The 25,517-nt window shown below is 68.5% G+C and carries 13 protein-coding genes, 1 tRNA gene and 3 rRNA genes; 4 read left to right on the forward strand and 13 right to left on the reverse strand.

Annotated elements, in window-relative coordinates; translation table 11 throughout:
• Positions 1-84: 84 nt before the first annotated feature.
• Positions 85-2,736, forward strand: a complete 2,652-nt coding sequence (locus J116_RS06170) for a SpoIIE family protein phosphatase (protein WP_037947129.1) — start codon at positions 85-87, stop codon at positions 2,734-2,736.
• A 55-nt stretch (positions 2,737-2,791) separates the two neighbouring features.
• Here the strand turns inward: J116_RS06170 and J116_RS06175 are convergent.
• The 7 genes from J116_RS06175 to thyX all read right to left on the reverse strand — a co-directional run bounded on the left by J116_RS06175 (position 2,792) and on the right by thyX (position 12,417).
• Positions 2,792-2,864, reverse strand: a tRNA-Thr gene (locus J116_RS06175).
• A 215-nt stretch (positions 2,865-3,079) separates the two neighbouring features.
• Positions 3,080-3,196, reverse strand: a 5S ribosomal RNA gene (gene rrf / locus J116_RS06180).
• Between the two features lie 75 nt (positions 3,197-3,271).
• Positions 3,272-6,393, reverse strand: a 23S ribosomal RNA gene (locus J116_RS06185).
• A 313-nt stretch (positions 6,394-6,706) separates the two neighbouring features.
• Positions 6,707-8,234 (reverse strand): 16S ribosomal RNA (locus tag J116_RS06190).
• The 16S, 23S and 5S rRNA genes sit together here with 1 tRNA gene alongside, the layout of an rRNA operon.
• A 490-nt stretch (positions 8,235-8,724) precedes the next feature.
• Positions 8,725-10,410, reverse strand: coding sequence for a ribonuclease J (locus J116_RS06195; protein WP_023586223.1), 1,686 nt, complete (start codon positions 10,408-10,410; stop codon positions 8,725-8,727).
• Between the two features lie 124 nt (positions 10,411-10,534).
• Positions 10,535-11,434, reverse strand: a complete 900-nt coding sequence (gene dapA, locus J116_RS06200) for a 4-hydroxy-tetrahydrodipicolinate synthase (RefSeq protein WP_028963741.1) — start codon at positions 11,432-11,434, stop codon at positions 10,535-10,537.
• A gap of 209 nt (positions 11,435-11,643) precedes the next feature.
• Positions 11,644-12,417, reverse strand: coding sequence for an FAD-dependent thymidylate synthase (gene thyX / locus J116_RS06205; RefSeq protein WP_023586225.1), 774 nt, complete (start codon positions 12,415-12,417; stop codon positions 11,644-11,646).
• 182 nt (positions 12,418-12,599) lie between these two features.
• Here thyX and J116_RS06210 point away from each other — a divergent pair, with 182 nt between their 5' ends.
• Both J116_RS06210 and J116_RS06215 read left to right on the forward strand, forming a co-directional pair.
• Positions 12,600-12,839, forward strand: a complete 240-nt coding sequence (locus J116_RS06210) for a hypothetical protein (RefSeq protein WP_023586226.1) — start codon at positions 12,600-12,602, stop codon at positions 12,837-12,839.
• A 95-nt stretch (positions 12,840-12,934) separates the two neighbouring features.
• Complete coding sequence (locus tag J116_RS06215) at positions 12,935-13,486, forward strand: hypothetical protein (protein WP_023586227.1); 552 nt, start codon at positions 12,935-12,937, stop codon at positions 13,484-13,486.
• An 82-nt stretch (positions 13,487-13,568) separates the two neighbouring features.
• Here the strand turns inward: J116_RS06215 and J116_RS06220 are convergent, their stop codons facing one another.
• The 6 genes from J116_RS06220 to eccD all read right to left on the reverse strand — a co-directional run bounded on the left by J116_RS06220 (position 13,569) and on the right by eccD (position 20,862).
• Positions 13,569-14,021 carry a tetratricopeptide repeat protein gene (locus tag J116_RS06220; RefSeq protein ID WP_023586228.1) on the reverse strand — a complete coding sequence of 151 codons (453 nt, stop codon included), beginning with the start codon at positions 14,019-14,021 and terminating at the stop codon, positions 13,569-13,571.
• Positions 14,022-14,024: 3 nt separating this feature from the next.
• Positions 14,025-14,777, reverse strand: coding sequence for a 4-hydroxy-tetrahydrodipicolinate reductase (dapB, locus tag J116_RS06225; protein WP_023586229.1), 753 nt, complete (start codon positions 14,775-14,777; stop codon positions 14,025-14,027).
• 51 nt (positions 14,778-14,828) lie between these two features.
• Positions 14,829-16,208, reverse strand: a complete 1,380-nt coding sequence (locus J116_RS06230) for a M16 family metallopeptidase (RefSeq protein WP_023586230.1) — start codon at positions 16,206-16,208, stop codon at positions 14,829-14,831.
• Entirely contained in the window at positions 16,205-18,433 is a 2,229-nt protein-coding gene (locus tag J116_RS06235) for a polyribonucleotide nucleotidyltransferase (RefSeq protein WP_028963743.1), read from the reverse strand. The genes J116_RS06230 and J116_RS06235 overlap by 4 nt, the downstream gene beginning before the upstream one ends.
• 367 nt (positions 18,434-18,800) lie before the next feature.
• Entirely contained in the window at positions 18,801-19,091 is a 291-nt protein-coding gene (gene rpsO / locus J116_RS06240) for a 30S ribosomal protein S15 (protein WP_023586232.1), read from the reverse strand.
• Positions 19,092-19,401: 310 nt separating this feature from the next.
• Positions 19,402-20,862, reverse strand: coding sequence for a type VII secretion integral membrane protein EccD (gene eccD / locus J116_RS06245; protein WP_023586233.1), 1,461 nt, complete (start codon positions 20,860-20,862; stop codon positions 19,402-19,404).
• A 602-nt stretch (positions 20,863-21,464) separates the two neighbouring features.
• Here eccD and J116_RS06250 point away from each other — a divergent pair.
• Positions 21,465-25,421, forward strand: coding sequence for a type VII secretion protein EccC (locus tag J116_RS06250; protein WP_028963744.1), 3,957 nt, complete (start codon positions 21,465-21,467; stop codon positions 25,419-25,421).
• The last annotated feature ends 96 nt before the right edge of the window (positions 25,422-25,517 follow it).

The raw sequence follows: 25,517 nt of genomic DNA on the forward strand, positions 1-25,517 counted from the left end.
GCGGCTGTCCAACCGCCCCGGTCCGCCCGGCGGGGGCGGTGTGGCCGTGTGACCACGGGGTACCGGGAGGGGCGGGGGCCGATCATGGCGAAGCCGGGCGTCGAGACGCGTACGAGGAGTTCTGTGATCACCGCGCGGGCGGCTGCCACCTTCGAACCTGTGGGGCGGTCGGTCGCGACCGCCCGGGCCTTCGTCCGGGACACCCTGCAAGGCTGGGGGTACTCCGACGTCGTCGACGACGCCGTCGTCCTGACCAGCGAACTCGTCACCAACGCGGTGGTCCACGCCGGTACGGCGGCGGACGTCCTGTGCCTGCGCACGGAGCACGGCGTACGGGTCGAGGTCGCGGACCGCTACCCGGAGCGCGAGGTGCCCCTCCAGGGCGTCGCCCAGCCCGTCGCGGCCCTCGACCGGGAGAACGGCCGGGGGCTGCTGCTGTGCGCCGCCCTGGCCACCCGCTGGGGCGTCGAGTACTCCCCCACCCGCAAGCGCGTCTGGTTCCAGCTCGACCTGCCGGAGCGCCCGGTCGGCACCCGTCACGCGGGCCCCGCGCTCCCGCCCGACCTGCTGCCCGTCGCGGACGAGCGGGTCAGGGTCGCGGTCGCGCAGATCGACCGCTCGGGCGCCATCACCGCCTGGAACGACGACGCCGCACACCTTTTCGGGTACGCCTCTGATCAGGTGGTCGGCAAGCAGCTCGGCGACTTCGCCGCCTGGCCGCACACGCCCGGTACGGGGACGGGCCTGGCGGAGGCGCTTCAGCTGTCCCGCTGGGAGGGCAGCTACGGCATCCGCGGCATGGACGGCCGTGTGATCCCCGTGTACGCCTCCCATCTGCGGGTCCGCGACACGCACGGCGAGCCGTCGACGGTGTGCCTGCTGGTACGGGACGACGAGCGGGCCGTCCTGCAGTCCCCGCCCCGTGCGGCGGGCGGCGATTCCCCGGGCGAGGGACGTACCGCCGATCCCTTCGAGGTGTTCATCGGCTCTCCCGCCCCGGACGACCTGGACGGTCTGCTCCAGCGCACGGTGGAACGGGCCCGCGACATGCTCGACGGGGACGCCGCGTTCCTGCTGCTGGCGACGGACGACGAGACGGAGCTGGAGGTGCGGGCCACGACAGGCCTGCCGTCGGCCCGCCAGCGCTTCGCGCGCGTACCGGTGGAGGCGGGCACGAGCCGGTACGCCTCGGCCCGTATGCCGGCCGTCCACGAGGACCTGCTGGCGGTGCCGGGCGCGGTGCCGCTGCTGAACGGCACGGGCATGCGCTCGGTGGTGACGGTCCCGCTGAAGGTGGAGGGCCGTCTGACGGGCTCCCTGGGGGTGGCCGCGGAGTCGGCCGGGCGCTATTCGAACGAGGAGGCGCTGCGCTTGCAGTTCGCCGCCGACCGGATCGCCCTGGCCGTCGAGTCGGCCCGGCTTGGCGAGCTGGAGCGGCTGCGCCGCGGTTCGCTGAGTTTCCTGGTGGAGGCGTCGGATCTGCTGGCGGGCACGCTGGACCGGGACCAGACGCTCGCGCTGATGGCCCAGATGACGGTGCCGACGCTGGCGACGTGGTGTGCCGTGTACACGATCGCCGACCAGTCGTCGGACCCGTACCTGTCGTATGTGCTGCACGAGGACGAGGAGCGTATCGACGGACTGAAGGAGCTGCTGTCGGGCGTGACCCCGCCGGACCCGGTGCCGACGCCGGGCGCCCGTGTGTGGGAGGCCCCCGGGGAGGCGGCTCAGCGGGCCGCGCTGGAGGCGTCGCGGCGGGAGCTGGGCGAGGTGTCGTCGTCCCTGTCGTCGGGGATCGGTACGACGCTGGCGACGGCGGCCGCGGTGGGCGGTGAGACGGTGGTGCTGCCGCTGGTGGCGCGTAACCGGGTGATCGGCATGCTGACGCTGGGCAAGCCGTCGGACGACCACTTCCGTCAGGAGATCCTGGAGCTGGCGGAGGACCTGTCCCGCCGTGCCGCTCTGGCCCTGGACAACGCGCGGCTGTACAGCGAGCGCACGGCGATCAGCCAGTCGCTCCAGCGCAGTTTGCTGCCGCCGGGCCTGCCGCAGGTTCCGGGGGTCGAGGTGGATGTGATCTACCGGGCGGCGGGCGAGGGCAACGAGGTGGGCGGCGACTTCTACGACCTGTTCCCGATCAGGGACGGGGCGTACGGCTTCGCGATCGGCGATGTGTGCGGTACGGGCCCGGAGGCGGCCGCGGTGACGGGCCTGGCCCGGCACGCGCTGCGGCTGCTGGCCCGGGAGGGCTTCGGCGGCCCGGCGGTGCTGGAGCGGCTGAACGCGGCGATCCTCGACGAGGGTGCCCGCAGCCGGTTCCTGACGCTGCTGTACGGGGAGCTGTGGCCGCAGGAGGACGGCAGCGCCCTGTTGAAGGTCGTGTGCGCGGGCCATCCGCTGCCGTTGCGACTGCGCCAGGACGGCACGGTGGTTCCGGCGGCCGAGCCGCAGCCGCTACTGGGCGTGATGGACGACCTGGAGCTGTACGAGGAGTCGGTGACGCTGGAGCCGGGCGATGTGCTGTTGTGCGTCACGGACGGTGTCACGGAGCGGCGTGAGGGGTCGCGGATGCTGGGCGACGACGGCCTGACCGAGGTGCTGCGCACGTGTACGGGCCTGACGGCCGGCGCGGTCGCGGCGCGGGTGCTGCGGGCGGTGGAGCGGTTCGCCGCGGAACCGGCGTCGGACGACATGGCGATCCTGACGATGCGCGTCCCTGAGCTCCATCAGCAGTAGGCACCCCGGATACGACGAAGGCCCCCCGCCGTGAGGCGGGGGGCCTTCTGTTCGGAGCCCCCAAACGGAATCGAACCGTTGACCTTCTCCTTACCATGGAGACGCTCTGCCGACTGAGCTATAGGGGCCTGTCGCCTTTTTCGAGGTTTCCCTCGCGGCGACGTGAAAACTATATCCCACACGCTCCCGAACGCCTAATCGGCTGCCGCGGTCAATGCGCTGGTGGGAGGGAGCCGTGAAGAGTCGTCGGCCGACTGGGTCCCGGCTTCTCCTGAACCTCGCCGTATCTCCAGAAATGCGAAAAGCCCCGCATCATCAGATGCGGGGCTTCCCGTCACAATTTGTTCGGCGGCGTCCTACTCTCCCACAGGGTCCCCCCTGCAGTACCATCGGCGCTGAAAGGCTTAGCTTCCGGGTTCGGAATGTAACCGGGCGTTTCCCTAACGCTATGACCACCGAAACACTATGAAGATGAACTCAACCAGCCAAACGGGAGTTCGTTACTTCAGAACTAACACAGTGGACGCGAGCAACTGAGGACAAGCCCTCGGCCTATTAGTACCGGTCAACTCCACCCATCACTGGGCTTCCATATCCGGCCTATCAACCCAGTCGTCTACTGGGAGCCTTACCCTCTCAAGGAGGTGGGAATACTCATCTCGAAGCAGGCTTCCCGCTTAGATGCTTTCAGCGGTTATCCCTCCCGAACGTAGCCAACCAGCCATGCCCTTGGCAGAACAACTGGCACACCAGAGGTTCGTCCGTCCCGGTCCTCTCGTACTAGGGACAGCCCTTCTCAATATTCCTACGCGCACAGCGGATAGGGACCGAACTGTCTCACGACGTTCTAAACCCAGCTCGCGTACCGCTTTAATGGGCGAACAGCCCAACCCTTGGGACCGACTCCAGCCCCAGGATGCGACGAGCCGACATCGAGGTGCCAAACCATCCCGTCGATATGGACTCTTGGGGAAGATCAGCCTGTTATCCCCGGGGTACCTTTTATCCGTTGAGCGACGGCGCTTCCACAAGCCACCGCCGGATCACTAGTCCCGACTTTCGTCCCTGCTCGACCCGTCGGTCTCACAGTCAAGCTCCCTTGTGCACTTACACTCAACACCTGATTGCCAACCAGGCTGAGGGAACCTTTGGGCGCCTCCGTTACCCTTTAGGAGGCAACCGCCCCAGTTAAACTACCCATCAGACACTGTCCCTGATCCGGATCACGGACCCAGGTTAGACATCCAGCACGACCAGAGTGGTATTTCAACGGCGACTCCACCATGACTGGCGTCACAGCTTCAAAGTCTCCCACCTATCCTACACAAGCCGAACCGAACACCAATATCAAACTGTAGTAAAGGTCCCGGGGTCTTTCCGTCCTGCTGCGCGAAACGAGCATCTTTACTCGTAGTGCAATTTCACCGGGCCTATGGTTGAGACAGTCGAGAAGTCGTTACGCCATTCGTGCAGGTCGGAACTTACCCGACAAGGAATTTCGCTACCTTAGGATGGTTATAGTTACCACCGCCGTTTACTGGCGCTTAAGTTCTCAGCTTCGCCTGGACGAATCCAAGCTAACCGGTCCCCTTAACGTTCCAGCACCGGGCAGGCGTCAGTCCGTATACATCGCCTTACGGCTTCGCACGGACCTGTGTTTTTAGTAAACAGTCGCTTCTCGCTGGTCTCTGCGGCCACCCCCAGCTCCGGAGGTAAACTCCATCACCAGGCGTGGCCCCCCTTCTCCCGAAGTTACGGGGGCATTTTGCCGAGTTCCTTAACCATAGTTCACCCGAACGCCTCGGTATTCTCTACCTGACCACCTGAGTCGGTTTAGGGTACGGGCCGCCATGAAACTCGCTAGAGGCTTTTCTCGACAGCATAGGATCATCCACTTCACCACAATCGGCTCGGCATCAGGTCTCAGACTATGTGTCACGCGGATTTGCCTACGTGACGTCCTACACCCTTACCCCGGGACAACCACCGCCCGGGCTGGACTACCTTCCTGCGTCACCCCATCGCTCACCTACTACCAGTCTGGGCCACCGGCTCCACCACTCCGTGCTTGTCCGAAGACGCACACGGCGGTTTCACGGGCTTAGCATCGCTGGGTTCAGCGCTGGCGCTTCAAAGCGGGTACCGGAATATCAACCGGTTGTCCATCGACTACGCCTGTCGGCCTCGCCTTAGGTCCCGACTTACCCTGGGCAGATCAGCTTGACCCAGGAACCCTTAGTCAATCGGCGCACACGTTTCTCACGTGTGTATCGCTACTCATGCCTGCATTCTCACTCGTGAACCGTCCACAACTCGCTTCCGCGGCTGCTTCACCCGGCACACGACGCTCCCCTACCCATCCCAGCGGGCGTTGGCCCTCATGCTGGAATGACACGACTTCGGCGGTACGCTTGAGCCCCGCTACATTGTCGGCGCGGAATCACTTGACCAGTGAGCTATTACGCACTCTTTCAAGGGTGGCTGCTTCTAAGCCAACCTCCTGGTTGTCTCTGCGACTCCACATCCTTTCCCACTTAGCGTACGCTTAGGGGCCTTAGTCGATGCTCTGGGCTGTTTCCCTCTCGACCATGGAGCTTATCCCCCACAGTCTCACTGCCGCGCTCTCACTTACCGGCATTCGGAGTTTGGCTAAGGTCAGTAACCCGGTAGGGCCCATCGCCTATCCAGTGCTCTACCTCCGGCAAGAAACACACGACGCTGCACCTAAATGCATTTCGGGGAGAACCAGCTATCACGGAGTTTGATTGGCCTTTCACCCCTAACCACAGGTCATCCCCCAGGTTTTCAACCCTGGTGGGTTCGGTCCTCCACGAAGTCTTACCTCCGCTTCAACCTGCCCATGGCTAGATCACTCCGCTTCGGGTCTTGAGCGCGCTACTGAATCGCCCTGTTCGGACTCGCTTTCGCTACGGCTTCCCCACACGGGTTAACCTCGCAACACACCGCAAACTCGCAGGCTCATTCTTCAAAAGGCACGCAGTCACGACCCACATCCGAAGATGTGAGCGACGCTCCCACGGCTTGTAGGCACACGGTTTCAGGTACTATTTCACTCCGCTCCCGCGGTACTTTTCACCATTCCCTCACGGTACTATCCGCTATCGGTCACCAGGSAATATTTAGGCTTAGCGGGTGGTCCCGCCAGATTCACACGGGATTTCTCGGGCCCCGTGCTACTTGGGTGTCTCTCAAACGAGCCGTCAATGTTTCAGCTACGGGGGTCTTACCCTCTACGCCGGACCTTTCGCATGTCCTTCGCCTACATCAACGGTTTCTGACTCGTCTCACGGCCGGCAGACCGTGAAAGAGAGATCCCACAACCCCGCATGCGCAACCCCTGCCGGGTATCACACGCATACGGTTTGGCCTCATCCGGTTTCGCTCGCCACTACTCCCGGAATCACGGTTGTTTTCTCTTCCTGAGGGTACTGAGATGTTTCACTTCCCCTCGTTCCCTCCACTTACCCTATGTGTTCAGGTAAGGGTGACAGCCCATGACGACTGCCGGGTTTCCCCATTCGGACACCCCCGGATCAAAGCTTGGTTGACAGCTCCCCGGGGCCTATCGCGGCCTCCCACGTCCTTCATCGGTTCCTGGTGCCAAGGCATCCACCGTGCGCCCTTAAAAACTTGGCCACAGATGCTCGCGTCCACTGTGCAGTTCTCAAGCAACGACCAGCCACCCATCACCCCACCGCAACCGCGGCGAGTTCACTGGGGCCGGCGTTCGAAGGGCGAGCAGCGCTCGCACCCTCAGACACCCAACAGCGCGCCCGACCCGGTCCCTGTCCGGAGATCATGCGTTCCACGCTCTTACGAGCAGTACTAGCAGCCTCCGGCCCAGTTGCCTGGCCGAATAGTCAACGTTCCACCCATGAGCAACCAGCATCAGACATTCGCTGATGTACTGGCCCCTGGACCACTTGCGTGGTCTAGAAGTGCTCCTTAGAAAGGAGGTGATCCAGCCGCACCTTCCGGTACGGCTACCTTGTTACGACTTCGTCCCAATCGCCAGTCCCACCTTCGACAGCTCCCTCCCACAAGGGGTTGGGCCACCGGCTTCGGGTGTTACCGACTTTCGTGACGTGACGGGCGGTGTGTACAAGGCCCGGGAACGTATTCACCGCAGCAATGCTGATCTGCGATTACTAGCGACTCCGACTTCATGGGGTCGAGTTGCAGACCCCAATCCGAACTGAGACCGGCTTTTTGAGATTCGCTCCACCTCACGGTATCGCAGCTCTTTGTACCGGCCATTGTAGCACGTGTGCAGCCCAAGACATAAGGGGCATGATGACTTGACGTCGTCCCCACCTTCCTCCGAGTTGACCCCGGCGGTCTCCCGTGAGTCCCCAGCACCACAAGGGCCTGCTGGCAACACGGGACAAGGGTTGCGCTCGTTGCGGGACTTAACCCAACATCTCACGACACGAGCTGACGACAGCCATGCACCACCTGTACACCGACCACAAGGGGGCACCCATCTCTGGGTGTTTCCGGTGTATGTCAAGCCTTGGTAAGGTTCTTCGCGTTGCGTCGAATTAAGCCACATGCTCCGCCGCTTGTGCGGGCCCCCGTCAATTCCTTTGAGTTTTAGCCTTGCGGCCGTACTCCCCAGGCGGGGAACTTAATGCGTTAGCTGCGGCACGGACGACGTGGAATGTCGCCCACACCTAGTTCCCAACGTTTACGGCGTGGACTACCAGGGTATCTAATCCTGTTCGCTCCCCACGCTTTCGCTCCTCAGCGTCAGTATCGGCCCAGAGATCCGCCTTCGCCACCGGTGTTCCTCCTGATATCTGCGCATTTCACCGCTACACCAGGAATTCCGATCTCCCCTACCGAACTCTAGCCTGCCCGTATCGAATGCAGACCCGGGGTTAAGCCCCGGGCTTTCACATCCGACGCGACAAGCCGCCTACGAGCTCTTTACGCCCAATAATTCCGGACAACGCTTGCGCCCTACGTATTACCGCGGCTGCTGGCACGTAGTTAGCCGGCGCTTCTTCTGCAGGTACCGTCACTTTCGCTTCTTCCCTGCTGAAAGAGGTTTACAACCCGAAGGCCGTCATCCCTCACGCGGCGTCGCTGCATCAGGCTTTCGCCCATTGTGCAATATTCCCCACTGCTGCCTCCCGTAGGAGTCTGGGCCGTGTCTCAGTCCCAGTGTGGCCGGTCGCCCTCTCAGGCCGGCTACCCGTCGTCGCCTTGGTGAGCCGTTACCTCACCAACAAGCTGATAGGCCGCGGGCTCATCCTGCACCGCCGGAGCTTTCCACCACCATCAGATGCCTGAAGTGGTCGTATCCGGTATTAGACCCCGTTTCCAGGGCTTGTCCCAGAGTGCAGGGCAGATTGCCCACGTGTTACTCACCCGTTCGCCACTAATCCCCCACCGAAGTGGGTTCATCGTTCGACTTGCATGTGTTAAGCACGCCGCCAGCGTTCGTCCTGAGCCAGGATCAAACTCTCCGTGAATGCTTCCGGGTTATCCCGGTGACACTCGCGTTGAGCGGAACCCGAAGGAGGAATAGTCCTTCCGGTTCTCAGCGTCCTCGCTGTGTTTTTTCAAAGGAACCTCGTCTCAGAGAGACGGGGTTATCAACATATCTGGCGTTGACTTTTGGCACGCTGTTGAGTTCTCAAGGAACGGACGCTTCCTTTGTACTCACCCTCAGTCCCCTGCGGGCTTTCCTCCGGGCGCTTCCCTTCGGTGTTTCCAACCTTACCAGATCCTTTTTCCGTTCCGTTTCCGGTTCGGGTTTCGTTTCCGGTGGCCGTTGGAGGGCCTTTGCCTTTCGGCGCTTTCCGACTTTATCAGAAGTTCTGAGCCGGATTTTCCGTCCTCCGGGTCCCCCTCGGCGCGTGAACGTGCCGGGTTCCCCCTGGGCGGAGCCGTAAACGTACTGGAGCGGGGCCCCCCGATGCAAATCGAGGACGCCCCGCTCCGGTCAGGCCTGGTGAGGCGTCAGACCTCCACCACGACGGGCAGGATCATCGGGCGTCGGCGGTAGGTGTCCGACACCCACTTGCCGATGGTCCGGCGGATCAGCTGCTGGAGCTGGTGGGGTTCCACGACGCCGTCCTGGGCCGACTTGTTCAGCGCGTCCTCGACCTTCGGGAGCACCGCGTCGAACGCGGCGTCCTCGATGCCGGAGCCGCGCGCCTGGACGTGCGGGCCGCCGACGATCTTGCCGGTCGTGGAGTCCACCACGACGAAGACCGAGACGATGCCCTCCTCGCCGAGGATGCGGCGGTCCTTGAGCGCGCCCTCCGTGACGTCGCCGACCGACAGGCCGTCCACGTACACGTAACCCGCCTGGACCTTGCCGACGATCTTGGCCTTGCCGTCGATGAGGTCGACGACCACGCCGTCCTCGGCGATGACGATGCGGTCCTTCGGGACGCCGGTCAGGGCGCCCAGCTCGGCGTTGGCGCGCAGGTGCCGCCACTCGCCGTGCACCGGCATCAGGTTCTTCGGCTTGCAGATGTTGTAGAAGTACAGCAGCTCGCCGGCCGAGGCGTGGCCCGAGACGTGGACCTTGGCGTTGCCCTTGTGGATGACGTTCGCGCCCCAGCGGGTCAGGCCGTTGATGACCCGGTAGACCGCGTTCTCGTTGCCGGGGATCAGCGACGACGCCAGGATCACCGTGTCGCCCTGGACGATGCGGATCTGGTGGTCGCGGTTGGCCATGCGGGACAGGGCCGCCATCGGCTCGCCCTGGGAGCCCGTACAGACGAGCACGACCTCGTCGTCCGGCAGGTCGTCGAGGGTCTTGACGTCCACGACGAGGCCCGGCGGGACGCGCAGGTAGCCGAGGTCGCGGGCGATGCCCATATTGCGGACCATCGAGCGGCCCACGAACGCGACCCGGCGGCCGTACTCGTACGCCGCGTCGAGGATCTGCTGGATGCGGTGCACGTGGCTGGCGAAGCTCGCCACGATGATGCGCCGCTGCGCTCCGGCGAACACGGTGCGCATCACGTTCGAGATGTCGCGCTCGTGTGCGGTGAAGCCGGGGACCTCGGCGTTCGTGGAGTCGCTGAGCAGGAGGTCGATGCCCTCCTCGCTGAGGCGGGCGAACGCGTGCAGGTCCGTGAGGCGGTTGTCCAGCGGGAGCTGGTCCATCTTGAAGTCGCCCGTGTGGACCACCATGCCCGCGGGAGTGCGGATGGCGACCGCCAGGGCGTCCGGGATGGAGTGGTTGACCGCGATGAACTCGCAGTCGAACGCGCCCAGCACCTCGCGCTGCCCCTCGGCCACCTCCAGGGTGTAGGGGCGGATGCGGTGCTCCTGGAGCTTCGCCTCGATCAGCGCGAGCGTCAGCTTCGAACCGATCAGCGGAATGTCCGGCTTGAGGCGGAGCAGGTACGGGACGCCGCCGATGTGGTCCTCGTGACCGTGGGTGAGGACGATGGCCTCGATGTCGTCGAGGCGGTCCCTCAGGGTCGTGAAGTCCGGCAGGATCAGGTCGATGCCGGGCTGCTCCTCCTCGGGGAAGAGCACGCCGCAGTCGACGATCAGCAGGCGGCCGTCGTACTCGAAGACGGTCATGTTGCGGCCGATCTCGCCGAGGCCGCCGAGCGGCGTGATGCGCAGGCCGCCGGCGGGCAGCTTCGGCGGGGCGCCGAGTTCAGGGTGCGGATGGCTCAAAAGACTCTCCTCACCACGCGCGCCACGTGCCGCTGAGACACGTGGCGCGCGTGAGTTTCATGCAGGTGCACTTTCGGTGCAGTGCTGGGACTGGATTCTGCGTATTCAGTTGTGAAGTCCGTTGTCAGAGGTCTACCCCGCCGGCGGCGAGGTCTGCCTTCAGCTGCTCGGTCTCGGCCGGGGAGAGCTCCACGAGCGGCAGCCGCAGCGGGCCCGCCGGGAGTCCCTGGAGGGCGAGGGCGGCCTTCGTGGTGATCACGCCCTGCGTGCGGAACATGCCGGTGTAGACCGGGAGCAGCTTCTGGTGGATCTCGGTGGCCTTCTGGACGTCGCCGCTGAGGTGCGCTTCGAGCAGGGCGCGCAGCTCGGGGGTGACGACGTGGCCGACGACGGAGACGAAGCCGCAGGCGCCGACCGACAGCAGCGGCAGGTTGAGCATGTCGTCGCCGGAGTACCAGGCGAGGCCGGAGCGGGCGATGGCCCAGCTGGCGCGGCCGAGGTCGCCCTTGGCGTCCTTGTTGGCGACGATGCGCGGGTGCTCCGCGAGGCGGACGATCGTCTCGGTGTCGATGGGGACGCCGCTGCGGCCGGGGATGTCGTAGAGCATCACGGGGAGCTCGGTGGCGTCGGCGATGGCGGTGAAGTGCCGGTACAGGCCCTCCTGAGGGGGCTTGCTGTAGTACGGCGTGACCGCGAGCAGGCCGTGCGCGCCGGCGCGCTCGGCGGCACGGGCCAGCTCCAGGGTGTGGCGGGTGTCGTTGGTGCCGATGCCCGCGACGACGTGGGCGCGGTCGCCCACGGCCTCCAGGACCGCTCGTACGAGCTGGTCTTTCTCCGCGTCGCTGGTGGTCGGGGACTCGCCGGTGGTGCCGTTGACGATCAGGCCGTCGTTGCCTGCGTCCACCAGGTGGGCGGCGAGCCGCTGAGCGCCGTCGATGTCGAGTGCGCCGTCCGCCGTGAAGGGCGTGACCATGGCGGTGAGGACCCTCCCGAAGGGGGTCTGCGGAGTGGAGATCGGAGCCATGGGTAACACGCTACTCGCTGCTCAGCGCGCGGGGGTCCTCCGGGGATGTGCCGGAGTGGAGCCCGGCACTGCCTGCTCGGGGGTTCAAGCAGTGCCGGGTCCGTTTGATCAGCCTAGATGAAGTTCTCAGAACGCCGCAATACGGACACTTCGGACGGCTGGTCCGTACATCCGTACAGCTCTGGACTTCTTCGTCCGCCGGGTCCGCGCTACGGGGCCACGCGGCCGTTCTTGTTGAAGGCGGCGTACGTGAGCGGCATGAGCTTGGCCCACTCCGCCTCCATGCGCTCTCCGACCATCTCGATCTCCCGCTGCGGGAACGACGGCACCTTCGCCAGCTCGTGCTGGGTGCGCAGGCCCAGGAAGTGCATCAGCGAGCGGGCGTTGCACGTGGCGTACATCGAGGAGTACAGGCCGACGGGGAGGACCGAACGGGCGACCTCGCGGGCGACACCGGCGGCGAGCATCTCCTGGTACGCCTCGTACGCCTGGAGGTACGACTCCTCCATCGAGCGCGTGACGAGCTTGTGCTGCTCGTCCGTCCCCTCCACGAAGACGTACTTGCCGGGGCGGCCCTCCTGGACCAGCTTGCGGGACGTGTCGGGCACGTAGAAGACCGGCTGGAGCTCCCTGTAGCGGCCCGACTCCTCGTTGTACGACCAGCCGACCCGGTGCCGCATGAACTCGCGGAAGACGAAGATCGGGGCGCTGATGAAGAACGTCATCGAGTTGTGCTCGAAGGGGCTGCCGTGGCGGTCCCGCATCAGGTAGTTGATCAGGCCCCTGGACCGCTCGGGGTCCTTGCTCAGCTCGTCGAGGGACTGCTCCCCCGCCGTCGAGACCCGGGCGGCCCACAGCACGTCCGAGTCGGCCGCGCTGTGCTTCACCAGCTCCACGGTCACGTCACTGCGGAAGCTGGGCCGGACGGCCTCGGGGGCCTCGGCCTGCGGGTCCTGGGGGGCTGCGGCGGGGGTGTCGCTCACCGGCGGGTCCTTCCGAAAATCGCGTCGCACGGGCGGCGCCCACTCTACGGCCCCGGACCGACATCGGAATTCGGGCACCAAATCGCTCGTACGGACGTCTGTATCGGGTAGTAGCGGCAGTCACACCAGTCGTCACCAGCCACCGGCCCCAGTCGTCAGTCGTCACGAAGGAGAGTTCCGTCATGCAGTCCCGGCGAGAGGCCGTCCCGTTCGCGTTCGTCGCGGAGACCGACCGCTTCCGCAGCAATGTCACCCCTCCGGCACGGCAGCGTCCCAGCCTGCCGGAGATAGCCGGACGTACGCTGATCGGACTGACTGTGGTGGCCGGGCTCGTGGGGTCGCTGCTGTTCGGGATGCCCGCGCTGCAAGCCGGTCCGCAGGCCGCGCAGACACAGCAGTCCGAGGCTTCCGAGGGCCGCTGACCCATACGCGCCCCCTGCTGTGGCCGGGCGCGGGGGCGCTGGGTAGCCTCACCGGGCACAGCCCGAACGAGCGTGCAAAGAGTTAAGGAACTGTCGTGCCCCTGCCCTTTCTGACGGCCGACCGCGCTTTCGAAGCCCCGAGCGACGACATTGCGCTCCCGTTCGACGACCACGACCAGTGGCGTCGTCCCTATCGGCCCGGCCCCTGGCGGGTGATCGCGGCGGCCCTGGCGCTGCTGGTCGCCTCGTTCATGCTGCTGGCGACCCTGATCATCGCGGTGGCCGGTGCCCTGCCGGCCGCCGGTGTCTGCCTGGGCGCCGCGCTGCTGGTCATCCTGCTGGCGCTGCGGCTGCTGCGGGTCGGCACCTGGGTGAGCCGGCACGGCGTGCGCCAGGTGCGGTTCCTCCGTACCGTCACGGTGCCGTGGGCCCGTACGAGGTCGCTGCGGACCGTACAGCAGCCGGTGCGCTGGCTGGGTCTGCCGCGGACCGTGCAGGGTCAGGCGCTGGTGCTCGCGCGGCACGACGGGGAGCCGCTGACGCTGCTCACCGACCGCAACGCCGACTTCCTGGCGCGGGTGGAGGCGTTCGACCGGGCCGCCGACACCGTGGAGGCGTGGAGCGCGGAGTACGCCCCCGTCTCCTGACGCCCCGCCGCCCCGTACGGCTGTGCCCCGCGTCCCGGCGGAAACCGGGGCGCGGGGCACACGCGTGTGCGGGCGGCGCCGCTCAGGACGGGGCGGGCCGACCGTCGTACAGGGCGATCGCGCGCTGCATCGCCTTGCGGGCCCTGGGGGTGTCGCGGGCGTCGCGGTAGGCGACGGCGAGCCGGAACCAGCAGCGCCAGTCGTCCGGGGCGTCCTCGGTCTCGGCACGGCGGCGGGCGAACACCTCGTCGGCCGAGTCGCGGTCGATCCGGCCGTCCGGCGTACGGCGCAGCTCGTCCTCGGGCAGTCCGCCCTCGGCCTCCAGCTCGGCGGCCAGGCGGTTGGCCTTGGTGACGAACCGGGTGTTCATCCACAGGAACCACACGCCGATCGCGGGCAGCACCAGCGCGGCGATGCCGAGCGTCACCGTGACGGCGGTGCCCTGCTGGATCAGGGCCACGCCGCGGCCGCCGACCAGGACGAACCAGACGACCAGGAAGGCCGCCGTCACGAAGTACATGATCTTCGCGCCCATGGGTCAGCCGAGGTCGAGGAAGTGCTCCAGGCCGAAGGTGAGGCCCGGAGCGGAGACGACGCGGCGGCAGCCCAGCAGGATGCCGGGCATGAAGCTGCTGTGGTGCAGCGAGTCGTGGCGGACGGTGAGCGTCTCGCCCTCGCCGCCGAGCAGCACCTCCTGGTGGGCGAGGAGCCCGCGGAGGCGTACGGCGTGGACGGGGACGCCGTCCACGTTCGCGCCGCGCGCCCCGTCCAGCGCCGTGGTCGTGGCGTCGGGCTGCGGGGCGCAGCCGGCCTCGGCGCGGGCGGCGGCGATGAGCTGCGCGGTGCGGGTGGCCGTGCCGGAGGGGGCGTCGACCTTGTTCGGATGGTGCAGCTCCACGACCTCGACGGACTCGAAGTACGGCGCGGCGAGCTGGGCGAACCGCATGGTGAGGACGGCGCCGATGGAGAAGTTGGGCGCGATGAGCACGCCCGTCTCCGGGGACAGGTCCAGCCACCCCTTCAGCCGTGCGAGGCGCTCGTCGGTCCAGCCGGTGGTGCCGACGACGGCGTGGATGCCGTGGCGTACGCAGAAGTCGAGGTTGTCCATCACCGAGTCGGGGGTGGTCAGCTCGACGGCGACCTGGGCGCCGCTCCCGGTGAGCGCGTCCAGGGAGTCGACCCGGCCGAGGGCCGCGACGAGTTCCAGGTCGTCGGCGGCCTCCACGGCTCGTACCGCCTCGGAGCCGATGCGGCCCTTGGCGCCGAGGACGGCCACGCGCAGCTTGCTCATGCTTGCTTCCTTACGGGTGTGCGGCGGGAGTGACGGGGTGCGGCGGGTCGGTCAGGAGACGGCCGTGTGGAGACGGTCCGTCTGCTTGTCCTTGAGCGGGCCGATCACCGCGAGCGACGGCCGCTGGCCGAGGAGCTCGGACGCCACCGCGCGGACGTCGTCGGGGGTGACGGCGGCGATGCGGGCCAGCATGTCGTCCACGGACATCTGGTCACCCCAGCACAGCTCGCTCTTGCCGATGCGGTTCATCAGGGCGCCGGTGTCCTCCAGGCCGAGGACGGTGGAGCCGGAGAGCTGGCCGATGGCGCGGGCGATCTCGTCGTCCGGCAGGCCGTCGGCGGCGACCCGGTCCAGTTCCTCGCGGCAGATCCTCAGCACGTCGTGGACCTGGCTGGGGCGGCAACCCGCGTACACGCCGAACAGGCCGCAGTCGGCGAAGCCCGAGGTGTACGAGTACACGCTGTAGGCCAGGCCGCGCTTCTCGCGGACCTCCTGGAAGAGGCGCGACGACATGCCGCCGCCGAGGGCCGTGTTGAGGACGCCCAGGGCCCAGCGGCGCTCGTCGGTGCGGGCGAGGCCGGGCATGCCGAGCACGACGTGAGCCTGCTCGGTCCTGCGGTGGGCGACCTCGACGCGGCCTGCCGTGCGGATGGCGCGGCGGCCGTCGCGCGGGGCGAGGGGGACGGCGTCCGTACGGGTCAGGGCGCCCGCCTTCTCGAAGGCGCGGCGGACCTGGCGTACGACCGTGGCGTGGTCGACGTTGCCCGCGGCGGCGACGACCAGGTGCGTCGGGTCGTAGTGCTTCTTGTAGAAGCGGGCGATCTGGTCGCGGGTGAGCGCGTTGATCGTGTCGACCGTGCCGAGGACCGGGCGGCCCAGCGGCGAGTCGCCGAACATCGTCTGCGCGAACAGGTCGTGCACGACGTCGCCCGGGTCGTCCTCGGTCATCGCGATCTCTTCGAGGATCACGCCGCGCTCGGCGTCCACGTCCGCGGCCCGGATCAGCGAGCCGGTGAGCATGTCGCAGACGACGTCGATGGCGAGCGGCAGGTCCGTGTCGAGCACGCGCGCGTAGTAGCACGTGTACTCCTTCGCCGTGAAGGCGTTCATCTCGCCGCCGACCGCGTCGATCGCTGCGGAGATGTCGAGGGCGCTGCGCTCGCGGGTGCCCTTGAAGAGGAGGTGCTCCAAGTAGTGCGTGGCGCCGTTGAGCGTGGGCGTCTCGTCGCGGGAGCCGACGTGCGCCCAGATGCCGAAGGTGGCGGAGCGCACGGAGGGCAGCGTCTCGGTGACGACGCGCAGGCCGCCCGGGAGGGTGGTGCGGCGGACCGTGCCGATGCCGTCCTTGCCGGGGAGAAGCGTTTGGGTACGGGCGACGGCCCGCGCCTCCGAGGAGGTGCGGGCCGTCGTCCGGAGACTACGGGACGTCACTTGTCGGTGTCGTCCTTCGCGTCCTCAGCGCCCTCGGCGCCCTCCTCGTCCGCGAGGACGGGGATGAGGGAGAGCTTGCCGCGCTGGTCGATCTCGGCGATCTCGACCTGGACCTTGGAGCCGACCGCGAGCACGTCCTCGACGTTCTCCACGCGCTTGCCACCGGCGAGCTTGCGGATCTGCGAGATGTGCAGCAGGCCGTCCTTGCCCGGGAGGAGCGAGACGAACGCGCCGAAGGTGGTGGTCTTGACGACCGTACCCAGGTAGCGCTCGCCGACCTCCGGCATGGTCGGGTTGGCGATGCCGTTGATCGTGGCGCGGGCGGCCTCGGCGGCCGGGCCGTCGGCGGCACCGATGTAGATCGTGCCGTCGTCCTCGATCGTGATCTCGGCGCCGGTGTCCTCCTGGATCTGGTTGATCATCTTGCCCTTGGGGCCGATGACCTCGCCGATCTTGTCCACGGGGATCTTGACGGTGATGATCCGCGGGGCGTTGGGGGACATCTCGTCCGGGCGGTCGATCGCTTCCATCATCACGTCGAGGATGTGGAGGCGGGCGTCGCGGGCCTGCTTGAGGGCCGCGGCCAGGACGGAGGCCGGGATGCCGTCCAGCTTGGTGTCGAGCTGGAGAGCGGTGACGAACTCCTTCGTACCGGCGACCTTGAAGTCCATGTCGCCGAAGGCGTCCTCCGCACCGAGGATGTCGGTGAGGGCGACGTAGTGCGTCTTGCCGTCGATCTCCTGGGAGATCAGGCCCATGGCGATGCCGGCGACGGGGGCCTTGAGCGGCACACCGGCGTTCAGCAGCGACATGGTGGAGGCGCAGACCGAGCCCATGGACGTCGAGCCGTTGGAGCCGAGGGCCTCGGACACCTGGCGGATCGCGTACGGGAACTCCTCACGCGACGGCAGCACCGGCACGATCGCGCGCTCGGCGAGCGCGCCGTGGCCGATCTCGCGGCGCTTGGGCGAGCCCACGCGGCCGGTCTCGCCGACGGAGTACGGCGGGAAGTTGTAGTTGTGCATGTAGCGCTTGCGGGTCACCGGGGAGAGGGTGTCCAGCTGCTGCTCCATGCGCAGCATGTTGAGGGTGGTGACGCCCAGGATCTGGGTCTCGCCACGCTCGAACAGCGCGGAGCCGTGCACGCGCGGGATGGCCTCGACCTCGGCGGCGAGCGTACGGATGTCCGTGAGCCCGCGGCCGTCGATGCGGACCTTGTCCTTGATGATGCGCTCGCGGACCAGCTTCTTGGTCAGCGCGCGGTACGCACCGGCGATCTCCTTCTCGCGGCCCTCGAAGGCCGGGAGGAGCTTCTCGGCGGCGATCTCCTTGATGCGGTCGAGCTCGTTCTCGCGCTCCTGCTTGCCCGCGATGGTGAGCGCCTGGGCGAGCTCCGTCTTGACGGCGGCGGTGAGCGCCTCCAGGACGTCGTCCTGGTAGTCGAGGAAGACCGGGAACTCGCCGACCGGCTTGGCGGCCTTGGCGGCGAGGTCCGACTGGGCCTTGCACAGGACCTTGATGAACGGCTTCGCGGCCTCGAGACCGGCGGCGACGACCTCCTCGGTCGGCGCCTCGGCGCCGCCCTTGACGAGCTCGATCGTCCGCTCGGTGGCCTCGGCCTCGACCATCATGATCGCGACGTCGCCGTCCTCCAGGACGCGGCCCGCGACGACCATGTCGAAGACGGCGTCCTCGAGCTCGGTGTGCGTCGGGAAGGCGACCCACTGGCCCTTGATCAGCGCGACACGGGTGCCGCCGATGGGGCCGGAGAAGGGCAGGCCGGCCAGCTGCGTGGAGCAGGAGGCGGCGTTGATCGCGACCACGTCGTAGAGGTGGTCCGGGTTGAGCGCCATGATCGTCTCGACGATCTGGATCTCGTTGCGCAGCCCCTTCGCGAAGGAGGGGCGCAGCGGCCGGTCGATCAGGCGGCAGGTGAGGATCGCGTCCTCGGAGGGCCGGCCCTCGCGGCGGAAGAACGAGCCGGGGATCTTGCCGGCCGCGTACATCCGCTCCTCGACGTCGACCGTCAGGGGGAAGAAGTCGAGCTGGTCCTTGGGCTTCTTGGACGCGGTGGTGGCCGACAGCACCATGGTGTCGTCGTCCAGGTACGCGACGGCGGAACCGGCGGCCTGCTTGGCCAGGCGGCCCGTCTCGAAGCGGATGGTGCGGGTGCCGAAGGAGCCGTTGTCGATGACGGCCTCGGCGTAGTGGGTCTCGTTCTCCACCAGCGGTTTCTCCATTTGCTTGTCGTCTTTTCGCCCCGGCGCCCGTGTGGCGCGGGACGGGGAGCGGAGAGAACTCGCCTTGTGTGCGGGCCGGTCTTCGATCGAAGCACCCGGGTGCGCCCTGGGGCTTGTGCGCCCATGGGGCCCGGGGGCCACTACCGAGGACCGGCGGCGGCGAGGCGGCCTCTCCTCTGTGCCATGACGTATTGCCCGATCGGTCGGCGTCATGGCCGGTTCGTTATGTCGTTGTGCGACCAGGTTACTGAGCCTGGGCCCAGGATCGCATTCCGATCAGCGAGTGCGGTACACCCGCGTACAGCAAAGGGAGCGGCTCCCTGTCGTCGGGAACCGCTCCCCTCACGGCGTCTTACTTGGCGCCGCCGGCCGCACCGCGGCGGATGCCGAGGCGGTCGACCAGCGCACGGAAGCGCTGGATGTCCTTCTTGGCCAGGTACTGCAGCAGGCGGCGGCGCTGGCCCACGAGGATCAGCAGACCACGGCGGGAGTGGTGGTCGTGCTTGTGGGTCTTGAGGTGCTCGGTCAGGTCCGAGATGCGGCGGGAGAGCAGCGCGACCTGGACCTCGGGGGAGCCGGTGTCGCCCTCCTTGGTGCCGAACTCGGCCATGATCTGCTTCTTCGTGGCGGCGTCGAGAGACACTCGGTACTCCTCTTGGTGTTCGATGCGCCCGCGAGTGCCCCTGGTCTTGGTCTCAGGGGGACTTCCGTGACTCGGAGGCGAAGGCTCGATGAGCGCTGCTCCCAGATGCTCCGGGGGCGCGTACACAAACGGCCGTCACACAGCGTACCAGCCCACGCGGACGCCCCGGGCCCGCTGCCTGCTGGAGGCCGAGCACCGGGGCGGGTCCGGATGTTCTGCGGGGCCGGGGGGCCGGGCGCCCCGCGGGCGTGGGCCCGGGTGTTCTGCGGGGCGTGGGTCCGGGTGTTCTGCGGGCCGGGGGCCCGGTGGGCTAGCTGGTCAGGGAGCGGGCCGCGGTGTAGACGTCCAGGACGGCGAGGCAGAGCGGGACGAGGGAGAGCAGGACCGCTCCCTCGACGATGTCGAGCAGCCGGCCCCAGAACGGCGACATGCCCTTCTTCGGGATGATCAGGCCGATCGCGGTGATGAGGGCGACTCCGAGGGCGACCGCGGCGGTGAGCCAGATCGTACGGACGTTGAGACCGCCCCGGTCTCCGTGGACGAGCAGCTCGCGCACCAGGTCGGCGGGCGGGTTGAGGGAGAGCCCCAGGATCAGCAGGCAGATCGCGGCGAGGCCCGCCACCAGCGCGCACGCGACCTGGGAGGTGTAGCGGAACAGGCGGGCGCGCAGCAGCATCGCGAGTCCGGTGGCCAGGGCGAGCCACTGTCCCCACGTGTTGCCCGCGAATCCGAGGACGGCGGCGCTCGCGACGACGACGGCGGCGCAGCCGCCGACCAGGCCGAGCAGCATCTCGTGGCCGCGGCGGGCCTGGAGGGCGATGCGCTCCGCCTCGACGGGCTGGACCTCCGGCTGCTCGTCCGCGTCGAAGTCCATCGATGGGGTGCGCGGCGCGGCGTATCCGATGGGGAGCCGGGCGAAGCGTGCGGACAGGCCGGGCAGGAACGCGACGAGGCCGATCGCGACGGGGGCGCAGACCGACGCGGTGGCGGTGGCGGACGCGTCGGTGAGGATCGCGGCGAACGTGGCGAGCGTGCCGACGACGGCCAGGAAGGTGGCCGCCACGAAGGGGGCGTCGCCGCTGGGGGCGAGGGCGACCAGCACGACGGAGGCGACGAGGACGGCCACACAGCCCAGGAGGAACTGGAGACGGCCGGGGCCCTGTCCCGCGGCCGGGCCGATGATGCCGGAGCCCGCGACGAGGAGGAGGGGAAGGGCGCTCAGGCCGAAGGCGACGGCCCCGTACCGGTCGCCGTAGACCCGGGCCCGTACGCCCGCGAACGCCGTGAGCAGCACACCGGCGGCGCCCGCGATCACCCCGGGGAGGCCGTGCATGTCGTGGCGGACGGGGTCGGCGTACCAGAGGACGAGGCCCATGAGGAGAAGCAGCAGCGCCCCGCCGACGAGTCCGGCGCCGCGCAGCATGTCGTCGCTCCACAGGCGGCGGTCCCGGGTGACGGCGGAGGCGACGGCGTCGGCCACGTCGTCGTAGACGGCCGGGGGCAACGACTCCGAGAAGGGCCGCAGGAGGAGCACCTCACCGTCGAGGACCTGCTGGGCGACGAGCGTGCGGGCGCCGTCGAGGACGGTGCCGTCGCGGCGTACGAGGTGATAGCCGGTGGGGGTGGCCACCGCCTGGGTCTGGCCGGTGAGCCGGAGTATCTCCGGGTAGACGTCGGCGACGGCGATGTCCTCGGGAAGGGCCACATCGATGCGGCTGTCCGGCGCCACGACGGTGACGCGACAGAAACCGGTCGCTGCGCTGGTACTCACGTGTCTGGACCCCCTGGTTTTCCCTGGATTCGCGGTTGCGCACGGTGCGCGCGTCACCCTACCGGGAGACGACTTGGCGGCCTGCAAGTAGGATCGCCGTCGCGCGGAGGGGCGTTCGCGGCGGACGGGGGGCAACTCCGCGGCCGGGAAAGGCCGTCCGCACATCACGGTGACCGTCCACCACACCCGCCCGCGAAGCGGTTCCCGCGGTGCGGGGTGCCGTCGGCGCGGGGCTGGGGGCGCTCGCGGACCGTTCGCGCGGGGCTGCCCGCGCCGGGTACCCGCCGGGCCCGTGTCCCGGTCCCTCCTCCGGCACCGGACCGCCCGGCGCGGGGCACGCCCCGGCGTGCGGCCCGGCCGCCGTGACGGGCGGGGCCCTTTGGGGCGGGCCGGGCCCGTCGGGGCGATGTCCTGGCGTACGGCGGTCCGCGCGCGGGCCCCGGTGCCCGGCCGGACCGGTCCCCGGCGGACCCGGGTGCGGCCGCCCCCTGTACGGGGGCCGGGGACGCGTGTGTGAGGGTGGTCGCGAGTCGAACTGTCGCGGGGGCGTCGGTGTGTGATGTGCCGGCTGGCTTCCGTTCGTATCGAGGGATGATGCCCGGGTGAGCCAGATCGTCGTCAAACGCCCGCCGAGGTCGCTTCCGCCGGAAGTCCCCACGGAAGAACTGAGGCTTGAGCCTCCCCCCGAGCTGCCGCGCGGCCAGCAGGAGGGGATGCTCATGCAGATCCTCCCGATGCTCGGCATGGGGTCGTCCGTCGTCTTCTTCTTCATGCCGAACATGCCGCCGTTCATGCGGATCATGGGCGTGCTGATGCTGGTGTCGACGGTCGGCATGGTGGTCGCGCAGATAGTCCGGCACCGCCGCGGGACGCAGGGGCAGGTGGCCGACGTACGGCGCGACTACCTCAAGTACCTGGCGCAGACCCGCCGTACGGTCCGCAAGACGGCCCGCGCGCAGCGCGACGCGCAGCTCTACCTGCACCCGTCGCCCGAACAGCTCTGGTCGGTCGTGGCCGAGGGGTCGCGGCTGTGGGAGCGGCGCGTCGGCGACCACGACTTCTGCCAGGTGCGGGTCGGGCTGGGCGCGCAGCAGCTGGCCACGCCGCTGGTCGCGCCCGACACCGCGCCGGTGGACGAGCTGGAGCCGCTGTGCGCGGGGGCGATGCAGCAGTTCCTGGCGGTGCACGGCTCGCTGGACGGGCTGCCGATGGCCGTGTCGCTGCGCGCCTTCTACCACGTCACCGTGTCGGGGGAGCCGGAGTCCGCGTGCGCCTCGGCCCGCGCGATGGTGGCGCAGCTGGTGACCCTGCACTCCCCCGAGGACCTGATGGTCGCGGTCGTGGCGGCGCCGGGTGCCGTGGCGCGCTGGGACTGGACGAAGTGGCTTCCGCACACGCAGGTCCCGGGGCAGGTGGACGGCGCCGGCACGAAGCGGCTGTTCGGCGACGACCTGGGCGAGCTGGAGCAGCTGCTGCGCAACCGGCTCGAGGGGCGGCCGCGGTTCAGCCGGGAGAGCCAGCCGGTGCTGGACCAGCCGCACATCGTGGTGGTGCTGGACGGCGGGATGGTCCCGCCCGACTCGCTGTTCGCCGCGCCCGAGGGTCTCCAGGGCGTCACCATCATCGAGGTGGTGGCCGGTGAGCTGGACGAGCCGCGCGGTGGGCTGTCCGTGGTCGTGCACCCCGGGCGGCTGCGGCTCCAGTCGGGTGCGGGGTACGCGTACGAGGGTGTGCCCGACACCCTGTCGCCGGAGGCCGCCGAGGCCCTGGCGCGGCAGCTCGCGCCGCTGTGCGTGGGCGGGGGCGACGACGACGAGCCGCTGCTCGCGAACCTGGACTTCACCGATCTGCTGAACCTGGGCGACGCGGCCGCGGTGGACGTGGCGCGGACCTGGCGGCCGCGCTCGACGGCGGAGCGGCTGCGGGTGCCGATCGGCGTCGGCGAGGACGGCTCGCCCGTGATGCTGGACCTGAAGGAGGCCGCGCAGGAGGGCATGGGCCCGCACGGCCTGTGCGTGGGCGCGACCGGTTCCGGCAAGTCGGAGCTGCTGCGGACGCTGGTGCTGGGCCTGGCGGTCACGCACTCGTCGGAGACGCTGAACTTCGTCCTCGCGGACTTCAAGGGCGGTGCGACCTTCGCGGGCATGTCGCAGATGCCGCACGTCGCCGCGGTCATCACCAACCTGGCGGACGACCTGACGCTCGTGGACCGCATGGGCGACGCGATCCGCGGTGAGCTCCAGCGGCGGCAGGAGCTGCTGCGCTCGGCGGGCAACTACGCCAACATCCACGACTACGAGAAGGCCCGGGCGGCGGGCGCGGCGCTGGAGCCGCTGGCCTCGCTGGTCCTGGTCATCGACGAGTTCTCCGAACTCCTGTCCGCAAAACCGGACTTCATCGACATGTTCATCCAGATCGGCCGTATCGGCCGTTCGCTGGGTGTGCATCTGCTGCTGGCGTCGCAGCGCCTGGAGGAGGGCCGACTGCGCGGCCTCGACACGTACCTGTCGTACCGGATCGGTCTGCGGACGTTCTCGGCGGCGGAGTCGCGTACGGCGCTGGGCGTGCCGGACGCGTACCACCTGCCGTCGGTGCCCGGTTCGGGCTATCTGAAGTTCGGTACGGACGAGATGGTGCGCTTCAAGGCGGCGTACGTGTCGGGGACGTACCGCACGGGCAGCCCGCAGCTGTCGGCGGACCAGCTGCCGATCGAGCGGCGCCCGGCCGTGTTCACGGCGGCTCCGGTGCCGGTCGTGTACGCGGCGCCCGATCCGGCGCGGCTGGCCGCGTCGGCCGCGCCGGAGGAGGACGACGCGCTGGCGGACACGGTGCTCGATGTGATCGTGCGCCGGCTGGAGGGACAGGGTGTGCCGGCCCACCAGGTGTGGCTGCCGCCGCTGGACCAGGCGCCTCCGCTGGACCAGCTGCTGCCGGGTCTGGCGCCGACCGCCGACCGGGGCTTCACGGCCACCGAGTACGCGCGGCCCGGCGGCCTCGTCGTACCGCTCGGCCTGATCGACAAGCCGTTCGAGCAGCGGCGTGAGGTGCTGTACCAGGACTTCTCCGGGGCGGCCGGCCACCTGATGGTGGTGGGCGGGCCGCAGTCCGGCAAGTCCACGCTGCTGCGGGCGCTGATCTCGTCGTTCGCGCTGACCCACACGCCGTGGGAGGTGCAGTTCTACGGGCTTGACTTCGGCGGCGGCGGCATGTCGGCGCTGGCCGACCTCCCGCACGTCGGCGGCATCGCGTCGCGGCTGGACCCGGAGCGGGTCCGCCGTACGGTCGCCGAGGTGATGGGCGTGCTGAACCGCCGGGAGGAGTTCTTCCGGGCCAACAACATCGACTCGATCGCCACGTACCGGCGCAAGCGCGCCGCGGGTGAGCTGCCCGGCGAGCCGTGGGGCGACGTCTTCCTGGTGATCGACGGCTGGGGCACGTTCCGCAACGACCACGAGGGTCTGGACGAGATGGTCACGGACATCGTGACGCGCGGTCTGGGCTACGGCGTCCACGTCGTGATCAGCACGACCCGGTGGATGGAGGTCCGGGCGTCGGTGAAGGACCTGGTCCTCGGGCGGCTGGAGCTGCGGCTCGGCGACACGATGGACTCGGAGTTCGACCGCAGGGTCGCGGCGAACGTGCCGACCGGCGTGCCGGGCCGTGGCCAGGTGCCGGAGAAGCTGCACTTCATGGGCGCGCTTCCGCGGATCGACGGGTCCAGCAACCCGCGCGACCTGTCGGAGGGCACGGCGGCGTTCGTACAGACGGTACGGTCGGCCTGGTCGGGTCCGTCGGCGCCGGCGGTGCGGCTGCTGCCCCGGTCGGTCCCGGCGGACCGGCTGCCGAAGGGCTTCGAGTTCCCGCGGCAGGGCGTGGCGATCGGCATCGACGAGACCAACCTCGAGCCGGTGTTCGTGGACTTCGAGACGGACCCGTTCTTCCTGATCTTCGGCGAGAGCGAGTCCGGCAAGACGAACCTGCTGCGGCTGCTGACGAAGCAGATCGCGGAGCGCTACTCGCCGGACGAGGCGAAGCTGGTGGTCGGCGACTACCGGCGCTCGCTGCTCGGCGCGCTGCCGGAGCAGCACGTCCTGGAGTACGCGCCGATGGGCAACTCGCTCCAGATGCACATGGAGGCGCTGGCCGGTGTGTTCGAGCGCCGCCAGCCGCCGGAGAACGTGACGCCGCAGCAGCTCAGGGACCGCAGTTGGTGGTCGGGGCCGCAGATCTTCATCGTGATCGACGACTACGACCTCGTCTCCACGAGCGCGGGCAACCCGCTGGCGCCGCTGGCGGAGTACCTGCCGTTCGCGCGGGACACCGGCATCCGGTTCATCATCGCCCGCCAGACGGCCGGTGCCTCGCGCGCCATGTACGAGGCGTTCATGCAGCGCATCAAGGAGCTGGGCGCACAGGGCGTGGTCATGTCGGGCGACCCGCAGGAGGGCGACCTCCTCGGCATGGTCCGCCCGCGCCCCCTGCCGCCGGGCCGCGGCTACTTCGTCTCGCGCCGCGGCGGGGCGTCGATGATCCAGCTCGGCCGCATGCCGGACGCGTAGCGGCGGGCGTGTAGTAGGGGTGTGGGGCCCGGCCGAACGGGCCCCACACGTCTTCCGGCAGCCCGTCCCGGAACGAACCATGGCAGCGAAGAGGCG

The sequence above is a fragment of the Streptomyces thermolilacinus SPC6 genome, from assembly GCF_000478605.2.
In the GTDB taxonomy this organism is placed as follows: domain Bacteria; phylum Actinomycetota; class Actinomycetes; order Streptomycetales; family Streptomycetaceae; genus Streptomyces; species Streptomyces thermolilacinus.